Source organism: Tabrizicola oligotrophica, from assembly GCF_011008935.1.
In the GTDB taxonomy this organism is placed as follows: Bacteria; Pseudomonadota; Alphaproteobacteria; order Rhodobacterales; family Rhodobacteraceae; genus Tabrizicola_A; species Tabrizicola_A oligotrophica.
Genome location: NZ_JAAIVJ010000006.1, coordinates 213,243 through 232,626 on the forward strand (window position 1 = coordinate 213,243; position 19,384 = coordinate 232,626).

The 19,384-nt window shown below is 66.9% G+C and carries 20 protein-coding genes; 8 read left to right on the forward strand and 12 right to left on the reverse strand.

Annotated elements, in window-relative coordinates; all coding sequences use genetic code 11:
- Positions 1–117 precede the first annotated feature (117 nt).
- On the reverse strand, positions 118–2,013 hold the full coding sequence (prpE, locus tag G4Z14_RS12055) for a propionate-CoA ligase PrpE (RefSeq protein ID WP_164626026.1): 1,896 nt from the start codon (positions 2,011–2,013) through the stop codon (positions 118–120).
- Between the two features lie 198 nt (positions 2,014–2,211).
- Positions 2,212–4,491 (reverse strand): NADP-dependent malic enzyme, encoded by a 2,280-nt coding sequence (locus G4Z14_RS12060; protein ID WP_164626028.1) that lies wholly within the window; start codon positions 4,489–4,491, stop codon positions 2,212–2,214.
- 210 nt (positions 4,492–4,701) lie between these two features.
- On the opposite strand from G4Z14_RS12060, the gene G4Z14_RS12065 reads away from it, so the two are divergent.
- The 6 genes from G4Z14_RS12065 (at position 4,702) to G4Z14_RS12090 (ending at position 10,643) form a co-directional block, all read left to right on the forward strand.
- Positions 4,702–5,094 carry a cytidine deaminase gene (locus G4Z14_RS12065; RefSeq protein WP_164626030.1) on the forward strand — a complete coding sequence of 131 codons (393 nt, stop codon included), beginning with the start codon at positions 4,702–4,704 and terminating at the stop codon, positions 5,092–5,094.
- A gap of 1 nt (position 5,095) precedes the next feature.
- On the forward strand, positions 5,096–6,403 hold the full coding sequence (locus G4Z14_RS12070) for a thymidine phosphorylase (protein WP_164626032.1): 1,308 nt from the start codon (positions 5,096–5,098) through the stop codon (positions 6,401–6,403).
- Positions 6,403–7,599: a phosphopentomutase gene (locus G4Z14_RS12075; RefSeq protein WP_164626034.1), complete on the forward strand. Its 1,197-nt coding sequence runs from the start codon at positions 6,403–6,405 to the stop codon at positions 7,597–7,599. The genes G4Z14_RS12070 and G4Z14_RS12075 overlap by 1 nt, the downstream gene beginning before the upstream one ends.
- 49 nt (positions 7,600–7,648) lie before the next feature.
- Entirely contained in the window at positions 7,649–8,641 is a 993-nt protein-coding gene (locus tag G4Z14_RS12080; RefSeq protein ID WP_164626037.1) for an adenosine deaminase, read from the forward strand.
- Position 8,642: 1 nt separating this feature from the next.
- Entirely contained in the window at positions 8,643–9,275 is a 633-nt protein-coding gene (upp, locus tag G4Z14_RS12085) for a uracil phosphoribosyltransferase (RefSeq protein WP_164626039.1), read from the forward strand.
- Positions 9,276–9,353: 78 nt separating this feature from the next.
- Entirely contained in the window at positions 9,354–10,643 is a 1,290-nt protein-coding gene (locus G4Z14_RS12090) for an SPOR domain-containing protein (protein ID WP_164626041.1), read from the forward strand.
- 43 nt (positions 10,644–10,686) lie between these two features.
- Here the strand turns inward: G4Z14_RS12090 and G4Z14_RS12095 are convergent, their stop codons facing one another.
- The 9 genes from G4Z14_RS12095 to G4Z14_RS12135 form a co-directional block, all read right to left on the reverse strand.
- A complete protein-coding gene (locus tag G4Z14_RS12095; RefSeq protein ID WP_164626043.1) occupies positions 10,687–11,697 on the reverse strand; it encodes a hypothetical protein in 1,011 nt (336 codons plus the stop codon).
- A 73-nt stretch (positions 11,698–11,770) separates the two neighbouring features.
- Entirely contained in the window at positions 11,771–12,328 is a 558-nt protein-coding gene (locus tag G4Z14_RS12100) for an adenine phosphoribosyltransferase (RefSeq protein WP_164626044.1), read from the reverse strand.
- 19 nt (positions 12,329–12,347) lie between these two features.
- A complete protein-coding gene (locus tag G4Z14_RS12105) occupies positions 12,348–13,007 on the reverse strand; it encodes a hypothetical protein (RefSeq protein ID WP_164626046.1) in 660 nt (219 codons plus the stop codon).
- 6 nt (positions 13,008–13,013) lie between these two features.
- Positions 13,014–13,295 carry a DUF2269 family protein gene (locus G4Z14_RS12110; protein WP_164626047.1) on the reverse strand — a complete coding sequence of 94 codons (282 nt, stop codon included), beginning with the start codon at positions 13,293–13,295 and terminating at the stop codon, positions 13,014–13,016.
- The gene (locus G4Z14_RS12115) at positions 13,280–14,149 is read right to left on the reverse strand and encodes an S-methyl-5'-thioadenosine phosphorylase (RefSeq protein ID WP_164626049.1); all 870 of its coding nucleotides are present in this window, start codon (positions 14,147–14,149) and stop codon (positions 13,280–13,282) included. The genes G4Z14_RS12110 and G4Z14_RS12115 overlap by 16 nt, the downstream gene beginning before the upstream one ends.
- A gap of 149 nt (positions 14,150–14,298) precedes the next feature.
- Positions 14,299–15,420, reverse strand: a complete 1,122-nt coding sequence (gene modC, locus G4Z14_RS12120; RefSeq protein WP_164626051.1) for a molybdenum ABC transporter ATP-binding protein — start codon at positions 15,418–15,420, stop codon at positions 14,299–14,301.
- Complete coding sequence (modB, locus tag G4Z14_RS12125) at positions 15,417–16,115, reverse strand: molybdate ABC transporter permease subunit (protein WP_164626053.1); 699 nt, start codon at positions 16,113–16,115, stop codon at positions 15,417–15,419. The genes modC and modB overlap by 4 nt, the downstream gene beginning before the upstream one ends.
- A gap of 19 nt (positions 16,116–16,134) precedes the next feature.
- On the reverse strand, positions 16,135–16,893 hold the full coding sequence (gene modA / locus G4Z14_RS12130; protein WP_164626055.1) for a molybdate ABC transporter substrate-binding protein: 759 nt from the start codon (positions 16,891–16,893) through the stop codon (positions 16,135–16,137).
- 62 nt (positions 16,894–16,955) lie between these two features.
- The gene (locus G4Z14_RS12135; RefSeq protein WP_227751690.1) at positions 16,956–17,318 is read right to left on the reverse strand and encodes a winged helix-turn-helix domain-containing protein; all 363 of its coding nucleotides are present in this window, start codon (positions 17,316–17,318) and stop codon (positions 16,956–16,958) included.
- A 204-nt stretch (positions 17,319–17,522) separates the two neighbouring features.
- Here G4Z14_RS12135 and G4Z14_RS12140 point away from each other — a divergent pair, with 204 nt between their 5' ends.
- Positions 17,523–17,972, forward strand: a complete 450-nt coding sequence (locus G4Z14_RS12140; RefSeq protein ID WP_164626057.1) for a cytochrome b — start codon at positions 17,523–17,525, stop codon at positions 17,970–17,972.
- Positions 17,973–18,108: 136 nt separating this feature from the next.
- Positions 18,109–18,285 (forward strand): CTP synthetase, encoded by a 177-nt coding sequence (locus G4Z14_RS12145; RefSeq protein ID WP_164626058.1) that lies wholly within the window; start codon positions 18,109–18,111, stop codon positions 18,283–18,285.
- Between the two features lie 2 nt (positions 18,286–18,287).
- Here G4Z14_RS12145 and G4Z14_RS12150 read toward each other — a convergent pair whose 3' ends face one another.
- A complete protein-coding gene (locus tag G4Z14_RS12150; protein ID WP_321573033.1) occupies positions 18,288–19,052 on the reverse strand; it encodes an NAD kinase in 765 nt (254 codons plus the stop codon).
- Positions 19,053–19,384 lie beyond the last annotated feature (332 nt).

Here is a 19,384-nt window from a genome sequence, read left to right on the forward strand (position 1 = left end):
CCGCAGGCGCGGGGAGTGCCGCAGGCCGGTTTGCAGTCGGGACATATCGTGCGCATGACGTGGCAAGGTTACCCCAAGCCACGCCATTGTCCAGTCAGCCTTTTACATTGCCGCGGCTCAAATGCCGCCCGCCAGCCCGAGCGATTTCAGCGCCTCGGTGATCTCGTCCAGAATGGCGGGATCGTCGATGGTGGCGGGCATCTTCCAGTCCTGCCCGTCGGCGATCTTGACCATGGTGCCGCGCAGGATCTTGCCCGAGCGGGTTTTCGGCAGCCGGTCCACTACCACGGCGCGCTTGAAATCGGCGACGGGGCCGATCTGGTCGCGCATCAGCTTGATACATTCCTTGACCACTTCGGCATGCGGCCGGTTGGTGCCCTTGTTCAGGCAGAGGAAACCCAGCGGCGACTGGCCCTTCAGATCATCGGCCACGCCGATGACGGCGCATTCCGCCACATCCTTGTGGCTGGCCAGAACCTCCTCCATCGCGCCGGTCGACAGCCGGTGGCCGGCGACGTTGATGACGTCATCGGTGCGCGCCATGATGTAGAGATAGCCGTCCGCGTCGACATAGCCCGCATCGCCGGTCTCATAATAGCCGGGGAAATGGGCGAGGTAGCTTTTCCTGAACCGCTCCTCGGCGTTCCACAGCGTTGGCAGGGTGCCGGGGGGCAGCGGCAGCTTGATGGCGATGGCGCCCAGCGTGCCGGGGGCAACCGGATGGCCGCCCTCGTCCAGCACCTGCACGTCAAAGCCCGGCATGGCGACCGAAGGCGAGCCGATCTTGACCGGCAGCGGCTCGATCCCGAAGGGGTTCGCGGCAATGGCATAGCCGGTTTCGGTCTGCCACCAGTGGTCGATCACCGGTACCTTCAGATGGCGCTGCGCCCAGAGGATCGTGTCGGGGTCGGCGCGTTCGCCGGCGAGGAACAGGGCCTGCAGGTTCGACAGGTCATAGTCGCCCACCAGCGTGCCCTCGGGGTCCTCGCGCTTGACGGCGCGGATGGCAGTCGGGGCGGTGAAGAAGCTGCGCACCTTGTGTTCGGCGATCACCCGCCAGAAGGTGCCGGCGTCGGGGGTGCCAACCGGCTTGCCTTCAAAGACGATGGTGGTGCAGCCGGCGATCAGCGGGGCGTAGCAGATATAGCTGTGGCCGACGACCCAGCCCACGTCCGAGGCGGCCCAGAACACATCGCCATGCCCGCAATTGTAGATCGCCCGCATGGTCCAGTTCAGCGCGACGAGATGCCCCGCGGTCGGGCGCACCACGCCCTTCGGCGCGCCGGTCGTGCCGGAGGTATAGAGGATATAGGCCGGGTGATTGCCCTCGACCGGCACGCAGTCCGCCGGCTCCACCCCGAACTGGAAGGTGTGCCAGGCCACATCGCGGCCGGGGATCAGGCTGGCCACTTCCTGTTCGCGCTGGAGGATCACGCAGAACTCGGGCTTGTGGCTGGCCATGTCGATGGCGGCGTCAAGCAGGGGCTTGTAATGCACCACGCGGCTCGGCTCGATGCCGCAGGAGGCGGCGATGATCGCCTTCGGGGTGCAGTCGTCGATCCGCACGGCAAGTTCATTGGCCGCAAAGCCGCCGAACACCACCGAGTGAATGGCACCCAGCCGGGCGCAGGCCAGCATCGCCTCCAGCGCCTCGGGCACCATCGGCATGTAGATGATGACGCGGTCGCCCTTTTCGACGCCCTTGGCGCGCAGCGCGCCGGCAAGGCTGGCCACGCGGGTCTGCAATTCGCGGTAGGTGATGGCGTGCTTGGTGCGGGTGACCGGGCTGTCATGGATGATGGCGAGCTGGTCGCCCCGCCCGGCCTCGACATGGCGGTCGACGGCGTTCCAGCAGGTGTTGACCCGGGCGTCGGTGAACCATTCGTAAAGCGGCGCACGGGTATCGTTCAGCGCCTTGGTCGGCGGCACGGCCCAGTCGATCTCGGCCGCGGCCTTGAGCCAATAGGCTTCGGGATCGGCCTTCCAGCCGTCATAGATATCACGGTATCCCATGGTATACCTCCTCCCAGGGTCTGCGCGAGTGTTACGCAATGCCGGTTGAGTCGGGCAAGTTTTGCGTCGCGCCTGCGACAAAAAGTTTGCATAAATCGGCGGAAATCGGCGGCAAAGTTTTGCAAACTGCCGCCAGATTTGAAGGATGCAGCGAAAGCCGGCAGAGTTTGCAAACCCCGCCGGCCGGATTTGCGAAGATCAGCCGTAATGCGAGACCGGCGTGCCGGCGATGGCCGACATGTTCAGAAGGCCGCGTGCGGTGATCGAGGGGGTCACCACATGCGCCCTGTTGCCCATGCCCATCAGGATCGGCCCGACCTCAAGGCCCCCCGCCTTCATCCGCAGCATGTTGCGCGCGGTCGAGGCGGCATCGGTGAAGGCGAAGATCAGGATATTGGCCGCGCCTTCCATGCGGGTATGCGGGAAGATGCGGCCGCGCAACTCGGGGTCGAGCGCGGCATCGACGTTCATCTCGCCCTCGTAGGTGAAATCCACCTCGCGGCTGTCCAGAATCTCCATCGCCGCCCGCATCCGCCGGCCGGAATCGCTGTCGAGGTTGCCGAAGGAGGAATGGCTGCACAGCGCCACCTTGGGCCGCACGCCAAAGCGCTTGGCATGGCGCACCGCGCCGATGGTGGTTTCCACGATCTGCTCGGGCGTCGGCACCGGATTGACGGCGGTGTCGGCGATGAACAGCGGGCCGTCTTCCTGAATCATCAGCGAAAGCGCACCATGCGGGCGCAAGCCGCCGCGCGCCAGCACCTCGCGGACATATTTCAGGTGCCACAGATACTGGCCGAAGGTGCCGCAGATCAGGCTGTCGGCATCGCCGCGATGCACGGCGATGGCGGCAATCGCGGTGGTGTTGGTGCGCAGCACGGCGCGGGCGGTGTCGGGCGTCACGCCGCGCCGTTCCATCAGCTCGTGATAGGTCTGCCAGTAGTCGCGGTAGCGCGCGTCATGCTGCGGGTTGATGATTTCGAAATCGCGGTCGGGGCGGATCGGCAGGCCGGCGCGCTCGCAGCGGGTGGCGATCACGTCGGGGCGGCCGATCAGGATCGGCTTGTCGGTGGTCTCCTCCAGCATCGCATTGGCGGCGCGCAAGACGCGCTCATCCTCGCCCTCGGCAAAGATGATGCGGCGCGTGGCCTTGCGGGCGGCCTCGAAGACCGGGCGCATCATCAGCGCCGACTTGAACACCGAGCCGTCAAGCTTCTTGCGATAGGCGTCAAGGTCGGCGATGGGCCGGGTGGCGACGCCGGTTTCCATCGCCGCCTTGGCAACCGCGCTGGCGACGACGCCGATCAGCCGGGGATCGAACGGTTTCGGGATCAGGTATTGTGCGCCGAAGGTCAGTTGCTCGCCCTTGTAGGCTGCGGCTGCCTCGGCGCTGGTGGTGGCGCGGGCCAGCGCGGCGATGCCCTCGATGCAGGCCAGTTGCATCGCGTCGTTGATCTGGGTGGCGCCGACGTCCAGCGCCCCGCGGAAGATGAACGGGAAGCAGAGGACGTTGTTGACCTGATTGGGGAAATCGCTGCGCCCGGTGGCGATGATTGCCTCGGGGCTGACGGCGCGCACCGCGTCGGGCAGGATTTCCGGCGTCGGGTTGGCAAGGGCAAAGACGATGGGGCGCGGGGCCATCTTGGCCACCATTTCGGGCGTCAGCACGCCGGGGCCGGACAGGCCAAGGAAGAGATCCGCGCCTTCGATCACCTGATCCAGCGCGGCCGGGGCGTGGCCTTGGGCATATTCCGCCTTCTGGTCGGTCATCTGCTCGGTCCGGCCATGGTAGACAAGGCCGGCAAGGTCGCAAAGCCAGACGTTCTCGCGCCGCACGCCCAGTTTCAAGAGCATGTTGAGGCAGGCAATCCCCGCCGCGCCGCCACCGGTCGAGACCACCTTGATCTCGGCAAAGGCCTTGCCCGCGACATGTAGCGCATTGGTGGCGGCGGCGCCGACGACAATCGCGGTGCCGTGCTGGTCATCATGGAACACCGGGATCTTCATCCGCTCGCGGCAGATTTGTTCAACGATGAAACAATCCGGCGCCTTGATGTCCTCAAGGTTGATCGCGCCGAAGGTCGGCTCCAGCGCGCAGACGATCTCGGCCAGCTTCACCGGGTCGGGCTCGTTCAACTCGATGTCGAAACAGTCGATGTTGGCGAATTTCTTGAACAGCACCGCCTTGCCTTCCATCACCGGCTTGGAGGCCAGAGCGCCAATGTTTCCAAGGCCCAGAACCGCGGTGCCATTGGTCACGACCCCCACCATGTTGCCGCGCGCGGTGTAGCGCGAGGCGGTGGCCGGGTCGGCCTTGATTTCAAGGCAGGCCTCGGCGACGCCGGGGGAATAGGCGCGGGCGAGGTCGCGGCCATTGGCCAGAGGCTTGGTGGCGCGGATCTCGAGTTTGCCGGGTTTCGGGAACTCGTGATAGTCCAGCGCCGCCTGACGCAGATTCTCGGCCCGTGTCTCTTCCATTCAATCCCCTCCCGAAAGCATTTTGTTTACCGTTAAACCGGTTTTTGAACTCCGCCAACCTGCGGATTGCCGCAAGAGTTTTCGCAATCTGCCGCAAATCGCCGGGAATTGGCAGCGGCATTTGGCCTTGGTCTTCATATGGTCTGATCTTGGCCAGCTTGCGCCATGGGGCGGGGCGGGTCTAGCATTCCGCAAACGATGGAGGGTGCGATGGAGCTGAGACAGGCAGCGATGGCGGTGCGCGAGCGGGCCTATGCGCCCTATTCACGCTTCAAGGTCGGCGCGGCGCTGCGCAGCACCTCGGGCGCGGTGCATGTCGGCTGCAATGTCGAAAACGTGGCCTATCCCGAAGGCACCTGCGCCGAGGCCGGGGCGATTGCCGCGATGTGTGCGGCGGGCGACACGCGGATTGCCGAGATCTATGTCGTCGCCGACAGCCCCGAGCCGGTGCCCTGCTGCGGCGGCTGCCGGCAGAAGATCGCCGAATTTGCCGATCAGGACGTGCGCGTCACCATGGCCACGACCGACGGCAAGGAAAGGACCGTGACTGTGGCGCAGCTTTTGCCCGGGGTATTCACCATGGCCCATATGGACCGCGCCTGAGATGGACGCCCGCAGCATCATCGCTGCCATCCGCGACGGCAAGCCGCCGGCGCCCGAGGCGCTGCGCTGGTTCGCGGCGGGGTTGGCGGATGGCACGGTGACGGATGCCCAAGCCGGGGCCTTTGCAATGGCGGTGCTGCTGAAAGGCATCGGCGAGGCGGGGCGGGTGGCGCTGACGACGGGCATGCGCGACAGCGGCAAGGTGCTGCACTGGGACATGCCGGGGCCGGTCCTGGACAAGCATTCGACGGGCGGGATCGGCGACTGCGTCTCGCTGCTGCTGGCCCCGGCGCTGGCGGCCTGCGGCGCCTATGTGCCGATGATTTCCGGCCGGGGGCTGGGCCATACCGGCGGCACGCTGGACAAGCTGGAGGCCATTCCCGGCTTTCGCACCGGGCTGTCCGAAGGCCAGTTGCGCGCCCAGCTGAAAGACATCCGCTGTGCCATCGTTTCGGCCAGCGCCGAAATTGCCCCGGCCGACCGGCGGCTTTACGCGATCCGCGATGTGTCGGGGACGGTGGAGTCGATCGACCTCATCACGGCCTCCATCCTGTCGAAGAAACTGGCGGCTGGGCTGGAAGCTCTTGTTCTGGATGTGAAATGCGGCTCGGGCGCCTTCATGAAGACACCGGAGGACGCCGAGGCGCTCGCGGTGTCGCTGGTGGCGACGGCCAAGGGCGCGGGCTGCAAGACCAGCGCGCTGATTACCGACATGACGCAACCGCTGGCCACGGCGGCGGGCAACGCGTTGGAGGTGATCGAGGTGATGGAGACGTTGACCGGCACTTCGGTCAACGCCGCACTGTTCGACGTGACGGCGCTTCTGGGCGGCGAGGCGCTGGTGCTGGCCGGGCTTGCGGACAGCGCCGAGGATGGCACGCGGCGGGTGGAAGAGGTGATGCGCTCGGGGCGGGCGGCGGAATGGTTCGGCCGGATGATCACCGCACAGGGCGGGCCTGCCGATTTCGTCGACCGCTGGCCCGACCGGCTGCCCGCGGCAACCGTGATCCGCGACGTACCCTGCCCGGCGGCGGGTTTTGTCACCACCATCGACGGGCAAGCGCTGGGGCTGGCCGTCGTCGGCCTTGGCGGTGGCCGCCAGCGCGAGGGCGACCGCGTGAACCCCGCCGTGGGCCTGTCGGATCTTGCCGGGATCGGCGATGAAATCGGCAGGGGCGATCCCTTGTGCATGGTGCACGCCGCGACCGAGGCGCAGGCCGACGAGGCGATCGCCCTGGTGCAGGCGGCCTATGGGCTGGGACCGTCGCCGGTGGCCGAGCCGCCGCTGGTGTTGAAAAGGATCACCTGATGGCGCGCGCTTTTCTGATCGTCATGGATTCCGTGGGGTGCGGCGGTGCGCCGGATGCCGCTGCCTTTGGCGACGCGGGCGCCAATACGCTGGGCCATATTGCCTTGGCCTGCGCCGAGGGCCGGGCCGAGACCGGGCGCACCGGCCCCTTGCGCCTGCCGAACCTTGACGCCCTTGGATTGGGGGCGGCGATCGAGCTGGCTTCGGGCGTGGCGGCGCCGGGGCTTGGCGCCGTGCCGCAGGGCCGCTGGGGCGCGGCAACCGAGGTGAGCCGCGGCAAGGACACGCCCTCGGGGCATTGGGAACTGGCCGGCGTGCCGGTGCCCTGGGACTGGACCTATTTCCCCGACACCATCCCGGCCTTCCCCGAGGATCTGGTTGCACTGGTGTGCAAACTCGCCGGAACGGCGGGAATCCTTGGCAATTGCCATGCCTCGGGCGTGCCGATCATCGCCGAGCATTGCGAGGAACATCTGCGGACCGGCTGGCCGATCTGCTATACAAGCGCCGACAGTGTGTTCCAGATTGCCGCCCATGAGGAAGCCTTCGGGCTGGATCGCCTGCTGACACTCTGCGCCGATCTGGCGCCGCATCTGCATGCGATGAAGGTCGGGCGGGTGATCGCGCGGCCCTTCACCGGCGGCCCCGGCAATTTCAAGCGCACGGCGAACCGCCGCGATTTCGCCATCGCGCCGCCGGCGCCGACGCTGCTGGACTGGGTGGCGGGCGCCGGGCGGGCAACCCACGCCATCGGCAAGATCGGCGACATCTTTTCGATGCGGGGCATTGGCAAGCTGTGGAAGGGCAAGAGCGATCTTGACCTTTTCGATCATCTCGACCGGCTGGCGGCCGAGGCGGAGGAGGTTTCCTTGATCTTTGCCAACTTTGTCGAGTTCGACAGCCTGTATGGCCATCCGCGTGATGTGTCTGGCTATGCCCGGGCGCTGGAGTGGTTCGACAGCCGGGCTGGCGGTTTTCTCGCCCGGTTGCGGCCCGACGATCTGGCAATCTTCACCGCCGATCACGGCAATGATCCGACCTGGCGCGGCACCGACCACACGCGCGAGCGCGTGCCGGTGATCTGCGCCGGGGTCGGGGTGGGGTCGCTTGGCCTGCGCGGGTTTGTCGATGTCGCGGCGAGCGTCGCGGCGCATCTGGGGGTAGCGGCTGAGGGGCCGGGGCGGTCGTTCCTGTGACTGACCCTGGGGGTTTCACCCCCAGACCCCCGAGGATACTTGAGCCAGTATGAAAGGGCATAACGTGCGGGAATTGCCAAAGGTCGAGTTGCATCTGCATCTGGAAGGCGGGGCGCCGCCCACCTTCATCAAGGGGTTGGCGCGTGAGAAGCACATTGATATTGGCGGGATCTTCAATGAGGACGGCTCCTATCGCTTCAGCGATTTCTGGAACTTCCTGAAGGTCTATGAGGCGGCCTGTACCACCCTGACCGGACCCGAGGAATTCCGCCGGCTGACGCTGGCGGTGCTGGAGGAAAGCGCGGCCTCGGGCGTGGTCTACACCGAGGCTTTCCTGAGCCCCGATTTCTGCGGCGGGCGCGATCTCGGCGCCTGGCGGGAGTATCTGGCGGCGATCGAGGAGGCGGCGTCGGAGGCCGAGCGGACCATGGGCATTACGCTGCGCGGCATTGTCACGCCGATCCGGCATTTCGGGCCGGAAAAGGCGCGGGAGACTGCGATCTGTGCCGCCGAGACGGCGGGGGATTTCGTTGTCGGTCTGGGCATTGGCGGGGATGAGAAGGCGGGCGAGCTGAAGGATTTTGCCTGGTCCTTCGATTGTGCCCGCGAGGCGGGGCTGCGGCTGACTGCCCATGCCGGAGAGTGGAAGGGTCCGGAGGAGGTGCGCGCGGCGGTGCGCGATCTGGGCGTCGAGCGGATTGGCCATGGCGTGCGGGCGATCGAGGATCTGGCGCTGGTCGATGAGCTGGCGGAGCGGGGGACGGTGCTGGAATGCTGTCCGGGCTCGAACGTGGCCCTGGGGATCTATCCCGGATTTCGGGCCCATCCGATCAGCGAGCTGGACCGCCGGGGGGTGAAGGTGACGATCAACACCGACGACCCGCCGTTCTTCCACACCACCATGGCGCGGGAATACGAAATGCTGAACCGCGCTTTTGACTGGGATGACGGGCAGTTCCGGCGTCTGGCCACGCAGGCGCTTGACGCGGCATTCTGCGATGCCGATACCAAGGCGAAGATCGCAAACCTGCTGGAGGCCTGACATGCTGGACCATCTGACCGTCGTTTCGCACCCGTTGGTCCAGCACAAGCTGACGATCATGCGCGACAAGGACACCTCGACCGCCTCGTTCCGCAAGCTCTTGCGCGAGATCAGCCTTTTGCTGGCCTATGAGGTCACGCGCGAGTTGCCGATGACGACGCGGCGCATCAACACGCCGCTGCAGCCGATGGACGCACCGGCGATCGACGGCAAGAAGCTGGCGCTGGTCAGCATCCTGCGGGCCGGCAACGGTCTACTGGACGGGATTCTGGAGCTGATCCCGGCGGCGCGGGTGGGCTTTGTCGGGCTTTACCGCGACCCCGAGACGCTGCAGCCGGTGCAGTATTACTGCAAGCTGCCCGACCATCTGGACGAGCGGCTGTCGATCGTGGTCGATCCGATGCTGGCGACCGGCAATTCCAGCGTGGCGGCGATCGATCTGCTGAAGGCGCAGGGCGCGAAGAACATCCGTTTCCTGTGCCTGCTGGCCGCCCCCGAAGGCGTGGCCCGGATGCAGGAGGCGCACCCCGATGTGCCGATCGTCACTGCCGCGGTGGACAGCCATTTGAACGACCATGGTTATATCGTTCCGGGGCTAGGGGATGCGGGTGACCGCATGTTTGGCACCAAATAGCGGGGGCCAAGCTCTTTACTCGGAAACAAACCTGCCCCAATATCTCCACAATCGCGTAAACGCGGCTTGGAGGTCGTCATGGGTATCAAGTTTCTGTCCGCCGCTGTGATGGTGGCTGTCCTTGGCGCTCCGGCCGTTCATGCCCAATCGGTCCGACAGGTGGGCGGACCGGCAAACCTGCCGCCGGCAGGATTCCAGGGCGAGCAATGGGTGGACAGCCGCGGTTGCGTGTTTCTGAAGGCGGGCTATGGCGGGCAGGTCAACTGGGTGCCGCGGGTCGGGCGGGATCGCAAGGCGCTTTGCGGCTATCCTCCGACGGGCAGCACCCGTGACCAGATCGAGGTGGCGACCGCCGAAGAGATGGCAAAGCCCGCCGCCGTGGTGGCAGAGGCCCCGGTCGCTGAAACCCCCGTTGCTGAAGCCCCGGTCGCCGACGCTGCTGTCGCGGCCAAGCCGAAGGTCGTTGCCGCGGTTGCGCCGGTCTTGAAACCAATTCCTGCCGGCAAGCCGGTGTTGGCCGCATCCGCACCGATGCCCGCCAAACCCGTGGCCGTGGCCCCGCGCCAGCCCGCGCCCTATGCCGAAGCCGCGCCGCGCCTTGCCAGCTATGAGGTCGCGACCGCCAGCGGGCCGGGTCGCGGCAAGATCGGCTGCTATACCTCGGCCCCAGTGGCAGAGCGTGTCAGGACCAGCGATGGCGGCACGGCGGTCGTCTGCACGCGGGGTGATGGCAGCATGACAGGCTGGCGCCCGCCGATCTATCCGCGGCAAGCGGGCGTGGGGGCGGCGCTCGGCAATCCGGCCGTGGTGTCGCGTGGCGTGGTGCCGCAGGGCGGAGTGTCGACGCAAGGGGCAGGTCAGGCCTATGCCCGTGCTGCATCCGACGACGCGATCCCGACGCCGCCCGCGGGCTACAAGCTGGCCTGGGACGATGATCGGCTGAACCCGAACCGCGGCAAGGGCACGAGTTCGGGCTGGGCGGCGCAGGATCAGGTCTGGACCCGCAAGGTGCCGTCCGGACTGGTGGCGGATCAACCCGGCCTGCTGCGCAAGAAAAAGATCGTCTATGTGCAGACCGCGGGGCAGGTGACGGTTTCCAGCAAGAGCCAGCCGGCCGCCCCGGTTGCGGGGAAGGCTGCAAAGGGCGGGGTCTATGTTCAGGTTGGCACCTTTGGCGTTGCCGGCAATGCGGACGGCGCGGCATCGCGTCTCAAGGGCATGGGCCTGCCGGTGGCGCGGGCGAAGATTTCCTCGGGCGGCCAGCCGGCGCAGATCGTGCTGGCCGGTCCCTTCGGCTCGGCTGCCGAGGCACAGACTGCTTTGGCGATGGCGCGACAGGCCGGCTTCGGCGACGCCTTCCTGCGGTAGGTCGGCAAAGCACCCGCGCTGCGCTTGCGCCGGGCTGCAGCGGTCAATCCGAACAGATGGCCTGAAACTCCAGCCAGTTCTCATCGCTGAGAACCGGCAGCGGCGGACCGAGCGGGTAGGGGTCGTTCTCGATCAGGGCCGGGTCGCCCTTGATCGCCGCGCCATAGCTTGTCGCGGAGACCTGGGCGGTGCGGAAGGCCTCGATCAACGCGTCGGCGCCCGGCATCGCGGCAGCGGGGGTGGCAAGGAAAACCTCGCCAAAGCCCTTGGCGGCCTCGGGGGGGATGGTTCCCGTAGTCAGGAGCGTCAGGGTCGCACCAAGGCCAATATGCCCCAGCATCTGGCTGACCGGATCGACAAGGCGGGCGCGCTGGGCTTCGGCCAGAAGATGGCCGGCGATCAGGTCGGGGCCATCGGCGCTTTCGACCAGCGCGGCGGGAAGCAGAAGGATATTGCCGACAAGGTGGCCCGGGGCAGTCAGCCCTTCGCGCAGCACTTCGATGCGGGGCGGCGTGCCGGGAAACAGCCGCTCGGCCAGGGTCTGGGCGGCGCGGCGACCGGGCACCGACTTGCAGGGCTGTCCCGTCAAGCGCGCCAGATCAGCCAGCGCCATCTCTCCCAGATCGGCACGGGTCGGGGCGGGCAGGACGTCGGCGGTGTAGGTTTTCACCTTGCCGGGCAGCCAGAACACCAGCACTCCGACGACCGCGAGCGCCACTGCCGCGACGATTATCCCGCGCAGGCGGCCCGGCCGCGGCTTGCGCCGTTCCAGCGCCCGATGCACGGTGTTCAGCGCCGCGACCATTTCGGCGTCGTCCAGCTCCAGATCTTCGCCGGAATCACGGCCGGGTGCGAAATGGGCCGGCATCTCGCCGGGGTTCAGCCGCTCGATCGCGGGAAGCGACCATTGGGTCAGCGGGGCCTCGCTGCGCGGATCGGACAGCACGATGGTCGCCTCGCGCAGGCCGACGATGACGTCGCGCGCCCGCGCCCCCGGCGCCTCGCGCCACAGGGCCGAGGCCTCAAGCCGCTGGTATTTCTTCAGCGCGGTCATGCGCGGGACGGAGCCTTTCCAACACTTTTCGGAAAGTTAGCCGAAGGGCAGGCCGCATACAACCAAGCGGCCCTCACAACCCGTCAAACGCGCAAAGCGCATGCACGTCCATGCCAAGCGCCTCCAGTCGCTTGCGGCCACCAAGGTCGGGAAGATCGACGACAAAGGCGCAGCCGATCACCTGCGCGCCCAGCCGCTCGATCAGCCGGATGCCGGCCTCGGCGGTGCCGCCAGTGGCCAGAAGGTCATCGACCAGCAGCACGGTTTCTCCGGGCGCCATTGCATCGTCATGCACCTCGACCACCGCCTCGCCATATTCCAGCGTATAGGCCTGCGAGATAGTTTGGCCCGGCAGCTTGCCCTGCTTGCGGATCGGCACGAAGCCGGTGGAAAGCTGATGCGCCACCGCGCCGCCAAGGATGAAACCGCGCGCCTCAAGCCCGACGACCTTGTCGATGCGCATCCCGGCATAGGGGGCAAGCAACTGGTCGACACACATGCGAAAGCCGCGCGGATCGGCGAAAAGCGTGGTTACGTCGCGGAACAGGATGCCGTCATGCGGGAAGTCCGCAATGGTGCGGATGTAGTCCCTGACAGTCCTGGGGCCGGATTTCGACGATGGGTTCGACATGGGCGGCGCCTTTCGCAGGTCAGGGATACAGCTTGCGCAGGGCCATGCGGTCCTGCCCGGAGATCGAGGTGGTTCCATTGCTGTCCTGCGACAGGATCGAGCGGCCTTCGTAATAGCGGTTCTCGATATCATAGAGGAAGCCAAGGCACTGGAAGAGTTCCTCCAGCACCACGGACGGCAGGTCAGCCGGGGCGATGTCCTCGGAGATCAGCATCGAGGCTTGGGTGATCTGCGCCCGGTCATTCCACCACAGCCACATGAAGCCGACCCCGATCGGCTGGCCGTTCGGGATATGCGGGATGTTGCGGGTCAGCTCGCCCTCCGACAGGGCCGGCAGCGAGACAATGATGTCGGGGTCCTTCAGGTTGTCATCCCGGGTGATGCGGATGCCGGCGCCGGCGCCGTTGATCTCGGCAATGGCGCGGTCAATCTCGCGCGAGACCCGGCGGGCAAGGTCTGGCGAATAGCGGCGCTGGGCGGGGGCAAGGGCGAGCGTGATGCGGTCCTGCGGCCAGCGCACTGTCGGGCTGATGCAATCGCCGCCCGGCGTTGCACCGCAGGTGGCAAGCCGGAAGAAGTCCTTGTCCGACAGCCTGCCTTCGGTCGCAACACCGTCGCTGGCCTGAAGCGGCATGGCAAGAAGGCCCGCCGCCACTGCCAGAACCAATGCCTTCTTCATAATGCCTTACCCTTGCCAAAGCCCTGGTTTGGTTACCATGAGCCAGAACACCGCCACAAGCGCCGCAAACGCGGGCCAGCCCAAGGTGACCCGGACGCGATAGAGCCGCCTCGGCTTTGGCGGCAGGGCCTTGCCGTGGTTCAGCGCCTCGGCGGCAAGATCGCGGATGCGGATTTGCAGGTGACCGACCGGTGCCCGGAAAGCCGGATCATGGGTGACAGGGGCGGTCAGGTCGGCCAGCCGGGCGGGATTGCGGGCATGGGCCAGCACCTTCACCGCAGGACACACCCGGCCACGGCGTCCAGCTTGGTCAGAAGCTCGGCGTCGCGCAGGTCAGGGGCGGTCATCACCGCGTGCGACAGCGCGTGGTCGCAGCCCTGCGGGCAGGCCGCGCGGTCAGATGCGACCAATCCCGGAAGGGCGGTCACAAGGCGCTTGGCCCGGCCGGAATTGGCGACCAGCGTGGCGATGACCTGTTGCACGTCCACCGCGTCATGGCCTTCATGCCAGCAATCGTAATCGGTGACCATGGCGACCGAGGCATAGCAAAGCTCGGCTTCGCGGGCGAGTTTCGCCTCGGGCATGCCGGTCATGCCGATGACATCGGCCCCCCATTGCCGATACATCAGGCTTTCGGCGCGGGTCGAAAACTGCGGGCCTTCCATGGCCAGATAGGTCGCACCTTCATGCACCTGTGCCCCCGCGAGGCGGGCCGCCTCGGCGCAGACCGCCGACAGGTGCCGGCAGGTCGGATGTGCCAGACTGACATGCGCCACGCAGCCCGGGCCGAAAAAGGAATTCTCGCGGGCGAAGGTGCGGTCGATATACTGGTCGACCAGCACGAAATCGCCCGGCGCGAAATCCTCGCGCAGCGAGCCCACGGCAGAGACGGCCACCAGATCGGTGCAGCCCAGCCGCTTCAGGGCGTCGATGTTGGCGCGGTAGTTGATGGACGAGGGCGTCTCCACATGGCCCCGACCATGGCGCGGCAGGAAGGCCATCGGCAGACCGTTCAGCCGCCCCACCAGCACCTGATCCGACGGCTTGCCCCAAGGCGTCTTGACCTTGACCCAGGATGCGCCCTCCAGCCCGTCGATCTGATAGACCCCCGAGCCGCCAATCACGCCGATCATGGGTTGCATGCTGTGTCCCTTGCGTTGGAAAAGCCGTCAGTCCCGGGCCGCGGGTTCGGGCCGGGAATGCCGGGCGTGGAGAGCCGCAACGGTCCGGACCCGCTGGGCGTCGGTGTCGTCTGTCCGTCGCGGTTTCCGTACGGTCCGGCCCGGTATAGTCACCCGCCCGGGCCCTGTCGAGCCATCGGGCCAGAAGGGCCGCCGCCGACATTTTCCTGCGCCACCGAAACGGCTTTCAGGACGGCGAACACTTCGCGGCCGGGCTGAAGTCCAAGTGCCGCGGCGGAACGGCGGGTCACGCGGGCCAGCAGCATTTCCGGGCCGACCTGCAATTGCACCAGCGCGCCCGGACCCTCGCCCATGCGCAGGGCATGCACGGTCGCGGGCAGAATGTTCAGCGCCGAGACCGCGCCGGGCGGATCAAGCGCCAGCATGACATCCTGCGCCAGCACCCGCACCCGCACCGCCTTGCCCGCAGGCGCGTCGATGTGGGGCAGCCAGAGTGGGCCGGCAGGCCCCTCGAGCCGAGTCAGACCGTCGCTTTCATGGGCGATGACGCGGGCGGTCAGCAGCGCCCCCGCATCGCGCAGCCCCAACGCGGGAGCGGTGGCAGGATCGGCCAGCAGCTCCAGGGTCGGGCCGCTGGCCAGCACGCGGCCGGCTTCCAGCAGCACGACGGTCGTGGCCAGCCGCGCCACCTCGGCCATGGCGTGACTGACATAGAGGATCGGCAGCCGCACCTCGTCGCGCAGGCGTTCCAGATAGGGCAGGATCTCGGCCTTGCGGGCCTCGTCCAGCGCGGCCAGAGGTTCGTCCATCAAGAGCAGCGCCGGGTTTGACAGGATCGCGCGACCAAGGCCGACCCGCGCCTTTTCGCCGCCGGAAAGTGCGCCGGGCCGCCGGTCCAGAAGCGGCGCGATGTCGAGCAGGTCGATGATGCGGTCGAACTCGGCCCCGGCACCGAGTTTGGCGAACCAGCGCCCGTACAGCAGGTTCTGGCGCACCGAGAGGTGGGGAAACAGCCGCGCGTCCTGAAACACATAGCCGACGCGCCGGCGATGCGGAGGCAGGCAAAGGCCCCGGTCACTGTCCAGCAGCATCCGGCCCTCGGCCACGATGCGGCCCCGATCGGGGCGCAACAACCCGGCGACGGCGTTGATGAGAGTGGTCTTGCCCGAACCCGACCGGCCAAAGATCGCCGTGACACCCGGCGGGGCGGTGAAATCCACGTCCAGAGAGAACCCTTTGAAGCGGTGGGCCAGCCTGATTTCCAGCGTCATGCCGCCCCGATCCTGCGCGCGATGGCGCGGCTGACCCATTCCGACAGGAAAAGCGCAGTCAGCGCCACCGCGACGGCAATCAGGACCAGCCGGATCGCCTGCGGCTCGCCGCCGGGGACCTGCAGGAAGGTATAGATTGCGGAAGGCAGGGTCTGCGTCTTGCCCGGAATGTTCGAGACAAAGGTGATGGTGGCGCCGAACTCGCCCATCGCCTTGGCAAAGGCGAGGATCGCCCCGGCGAGGATGCCGGGCAGGATCAGCGGCAGTGTGACCGTGGCAAAGACCCAAGGTCGCGAGGCCCCGAGCGTCGCCGCCGCATCTTCAAGCTTCGGATCGACCGCTTCGACCGCCAGCCGGATCGCCCGCACCATCAGCGGAAAGGCCATGATCGCCGCCGCCAGCGCCGCACCCGTCCAGTGAAAGGCAAAGCTGACGCCGAACCAGCGGTCAAGCGCCGCGCCAACGGTTCCGGCCTTGCCGAAGGTCAGCAGCAGAAGATAGCCGGTCACGACCGGCGGCAGGATCAGCGGCAGGTGGACCAGCCCGTTCAGCACCTGCTGCCCCGGAAAGCGCCAGCGCGCAAGGGCAAAGGCGGTCAGCAGGCCGAAGGGCAGGCTCAGCGCCGTGGCCCAGAACGACACGCGCAGCGACAGCGCAACCGCGCGCCATTCGTCAGGGGTCAGGGCTTCGAACATCTCACCTTTCCGGCCTGCCTCAAGGAAGGATGGCAAAGCCCTGCGCGGCAAATCTGGCATCTGCCGCGTCGCCCGACAAGGCCGCGAAGAACGCGCGGTCCGCTTCGTCAGCGGCTCCGGTCAGCAGGGCTACCGGATAGGTGATCGGGCTGTGGCTGTCGGCGGGGAAGGTGCCGATCACGGTGACATTGGCCTCGGCAAGGGCGTCCGAGGCATAGACGATACCAAGCGGCGCCTCGCCCGTCGCCACCAGCGCCAGCGCGGCCCGGACATTCTCGCTTTGCGCCACCGCGCCTTCGACCGAGGCCCAGAGGCCCAGCGTGTCCAGCGCTTCCTTGCCGTATTGCCCGGCGGGCACGGCATTGACCAGCGCCATCGACAGCTTGCCCCCTGCCAGCAGGCCCGCCAGATCCAGCTCCGGCCCGATGGTCACGGGTGCCGGGGCATTGCCGCCCGCCACAAGCACCAGCTGGTTGCCCAGAAGGTCAGCGCGGCTGTCCGGCACGACAAGGCCGGCCTTCTCGACTTCATCCATCCAGCTGGTCGAGGCAGACAGGAAGATGTCGGCCGGGGCGCCCGCGATGATCTGCTTGGCCAGCTGGTTCGACCCGGCATAGCTGATCGTCACCTGATGGCCGGTTGCCGCCTGAAAGTCGGCCGCAACGCCGTCAAGCGCGGTTTTCAGCGAGGCGGCGGCAAATACCATCACCTCTTCCGCAAGGGCGGGCAGCGGGAGCAGGCTGGCAAGCGCAAGGGCGGGCAGGAAGGCGCGGGTCATGGAATCTCCAAGTGATATGTTTTCTCAGACATATCGGGCGGGCGGCGAGGGAAATGCAAGCGTTATTTCCCGGCGGACATATCCGATTCTGCCGCTTTCAGAAGCGCCTCAAGTTCCGCGACCTCGGGTGCGACGGCGGTCTCGGCCTTTTCCAGCAGCCTGAAATAGAGCGCCAGCACCCGTACTCCGGCTTCCGTCAGGCTGGCCTTGCCGCCGCCCGCCCCGCCGCGAGAGCTTTGCACCAAAGGCGCGGCAAAGGCGGCGTTCATTTCCTCGACCAGCGACCAAGCGCGCTTGTAGCTCATCCCCATCTGCCGCCCGGCCGCCGCGATGGAGCCTGTGTCGCGCACTCCGGCAAGCAGGTCGGCCTTGCCTGGCCCCAACATGGCGCTGTCGAAAACCAGCCGCAGTTTGAGTGTGGTCATCTGTCCCTCGCGATCTGGGGCAATCCTTGTGCCAAAAGCGCCGAGGGCTCAAGCCGCAATGCCGGCGCGGGCCTTTTGCACGTTCCCACGCTGACAAGGCATTCTCCAGCTTTGCCTGTCTGAGATGTCCAAAGGCGCACCCTTGCCAAGCCGGCTGGACCCGGCGCAGCATGAACCGAGCGCTTCACAGGAAGGAGGCCAGAAATGCCGCAGCCCAATGGCTATTCCGCCCGCCAGATCCGCCTGCACTGGCTGGTCGCGGTGCTGATCGTGCTGCAATTCCTGCTGCACGAACCGATCGCCGAGGCCTGGGAGGGCATCGAGGAAGGGCGGTCACCGGCCTTCAACTGGCTGATCCTGTGCCATATCTTCGGCGGTGGCCTCGTGCTGGTCTTTGCGCTTTGGCGGCTGGTGCTGCGTCAGACCCGCGGCGTGCCGCCCGCGCCCGAGGAGGAGCCCCGGTTTTTGCGCAGGGCGGCGCATCTGGGCCATCTGGCGCTTTACGCCCTGATGATCGCCATGCCGCTTTCGGGCATGGCGGCGTGGTTCGGCGGCGTCGCGGCGGCGGCCGAAGCCCACGAGGTGATGAGGGGGCGCTTCTGGTGCTGGTGGCCGTGCATGTCGCTGCGGCGCTCTGGCATCAGCTCTGGCTGAAGGACGGGTTGATCCTGCGGATGAAGCGGCCGCGCGACTGAAAAACATTCAATCTGACGCATTCGTTTGATGCGGATCAAGGCAAGGGCCGCGGCTGCGCGCTAGGCAAGGGGCGCGCGCGACCTTGGAGGCATAGATGTTCCGCCTGATGATGATCCTGTTTTCCATGATCGGCACCGCGCTTGCCGGGTCCGGCGTCGTGGTTGCCCTGACAACGGGCAATGACACGCTTGGCCCGATCCTGACTGCCGCCGCTATCGGCGCCGCGCTGGCGCTGCCGGTCAGCTGGTGGGTGGCGCGGCGGATCAGCTGACGTCAGGCGAATTGCTCGACGATCAGCCGCTCTTCCAGCCCGTGACCGGGATCAAAGAGGATGCGGTGGCGCACCCCCGGCTCTGACCGGATTTCAACCGAGACCACGTCCGGCACCGGGCGGCTGTCGGCATCGGCGCGCACCGGGCGTTTTTCGTGCTCCAGCACGTCAAACCGCACCACAACGGATTTCGGCAACAGCGCCCCGCGCCAGCGCCGCGGCCGGAAGGACGACATCGCAGTCAGCGCCAGCACATCGGCGCCGATGGGCAGGATCGGCCCATGGGCGGAATAGTTGTAGGCGGTTGATCCGGCGGGCGTGGCCAGCAGCGCGCCATCGCAGACCAGTTCGGCCATGCGCTCCTTGCCATCGACCGAAATCCGCAGCTTCGCCGCCTGCGGTCCGGCGCGCAACAGCGACACCTCGTTGATCGCCAGCGCATGGGTGATCTCGCCCGTCGAAGAGACGGCGCGCATCGCCAGCGGGTTGATCACCGCCTCTTCCGCCGCCGCCAGCCGCTCGGCCAGCCGCTCGGCGCTGTATTCGTTCATCAGGAAACCCACAGTGCCGCAGTTCATGCCGTAAACCGGCAATCCAAGCCCCTGGCTCTCGTGCAGCGTCTGCAACATGAAGCCGTCACCGCCCAAGGCCACGATCACATCGGCTGCGTAGGGCGGGCATTGGCCGTGCAGGGCGGTCAGCGCCGCCAGCGCCTCTTGCGCGGCGGGGGCGGGGCTGGCCAGAAAGGCGATATGGGTGAAGGCCACGGGCAATTTCCTTGTTCTTGACCAAGCTTCGCCGGTGAGTCTGGCAAACTCAACCCCCGTCGCGGCCCGGAAACCGCAGATTGGCATGGGGGCGCCGCGTTTCCTATCGGAAACTTTTTTCGTCCCCGTGCCGGAACCTGTCGTTTTCTTACCTTCCTTGTCGCGCGTCTTTCGCCTAGATAGCCGCAACCAGTCCAACAGGAGCCCGCCCATGCCCGTCACCCCCGGATTTTTCACCGACAGCCTTTCTGCGCGCGATCCCGAGATTTTCGGGGCAGTGACGTCGGAGCTTGGTCGTCAGCGTCACGAGATCGAGCTGATTGCCTCGGAGA

What these genes read in the sequence shown, in the direction of transcription:
- G4Z14_RS12080 (WP_164626037.1), top strand. Translation starts at nt 7,649, where the DNA reads ATGAAAGGGCATAACGTGCGGGAATTGCCAAAGGTCGAGTTGCATCTG.
- G4Z14_RS12095 (WP_164626043.1), bottom strand. Translation starts at nt 11,697, where the DNA reads ATGACCGCGCTGAAGAAATACCAGCGGCTTGAGGCCTCGGCCCTGTGG.
- G4Z14_RS12090 (WP_164626041.1), top strand. Translation starts at nt 9,354, where the DNA reads ATGGGTATCAAGTTTCTGTCCGCCGCTGTGATGGTGGCTGTCCTTGGC.
- modB (WP_164626053.1), bottom strand. Translation starts at nt 16,115, where the DNA reads ATGTTCGAAGCCCTGACCCCTGACGAATGGCGCGCGGTTGCGCTGTCG.
- G4Z14_RS12115 (WP_164626049.1), bottom strand. Translation starts at nt 14,149, where the DNA reads ATGCAACCCATGATCGGCGTGATTGGCGGCTCGGGGGTCTATCAGATC.
- G4Z14_RS12075 (WP_164626034.1), top strand. Translation starts at nt 6,403, where the DNA reads ATGGCGCGCGCTTTTCTGATCGTCATGGATTCCGTGGGGTGCGGCGGT.
- G4Z14_RS12100 (WP_164626044.1), bottom strand. Translation starts at nt 12,328, where the DNA reads ATGTCGAACCCATCGTCGAAATCCGGCCCCAGGACTGTCAGGGACTAC.
- G4Z14_RS12145 (WP_164626058.1), top strand. Translation starts at nt 18,109, where the DNA reads ATGTTCCGCCTGATGATGATCCTGTTTTCCATGATCGGCACCGCGCTT.
- prpE (WP_164626026.1), bottom strand. Translation starts at nt 2,013, where the DNA reads ATGGGATACCGTGATATCTATGACGGCTGGAAGGCCGATCCCGAAGCC.
- G4Z14_RS12135 (WP_227751690.1), bottom strand. Translation starts at nt 17,318, where the DNA reads ATGACCACACTCAAACTGCGGCTGGTTTTCGACAGCGCCATGTTGGGG.
- G4Z14_RS12065 (WP_164626030.1), top strand. Translation starts at nt 4,702, where the DNA reads ATGGAGCTGAGACAGGCAGCGATGGCGGTGCGCGAGCGGGCCTATGCG.
- G4Z14_RS12060 (WP_164626028.1), bottom strand. Translation starts at nt 4,491, where the DNA reads ATGGAAGAGACACGGGCCGAGAATCTGCGTCAGGCGGCGCTGGACTAT.
- G4Z14_RS12140 (WP_164626057.1), top strand. Translation starts at nt 17,523, where the DNA reads ATGCCGCAGCCCAATGGCTATTCCGCCCGCCAGATCCGCCTGCACTGG.
- G4Z14_RS12070 (WP_164626032.1), top strand. Translation starts at nt 5,096, where the DNA reads ATGGACGCCCGCAGCATCATCGCTGCCATCCGCGACGGCAAGCCGCCG.
- modA (WP_164626055.1), bottom strand. Translation starts at nt 16,893, where the DNA reads ATGACCCGCGCCTTCCTGCCCGCCCTTGCGCTTGCCAGCCTGCTCCCG.
- G4Z14_RS12105 (WP_164626046.1), bottom strand. Translation starts at nt 13,007, where the DNA reads ATGAAGAAGGCATTGGTTCTGGCAGTGGCGGCGGGCCTTCTTGCCATG.
- modC (WP_164626051.1), bottom strand. Translation starts at nt 15,420, where the DNA reads ATGACGCTGGAAATCAGGCTGGCCCACCGCTTCAAAGGGTTCTCTCTG.
- upp (WP_164626039.1), top strand. Translation starts at nt 8,643, where the DNA reads ATGCTGGACCATCTGACCGTCGTTTCGCACCCGTTGGTCCAGCACAAG.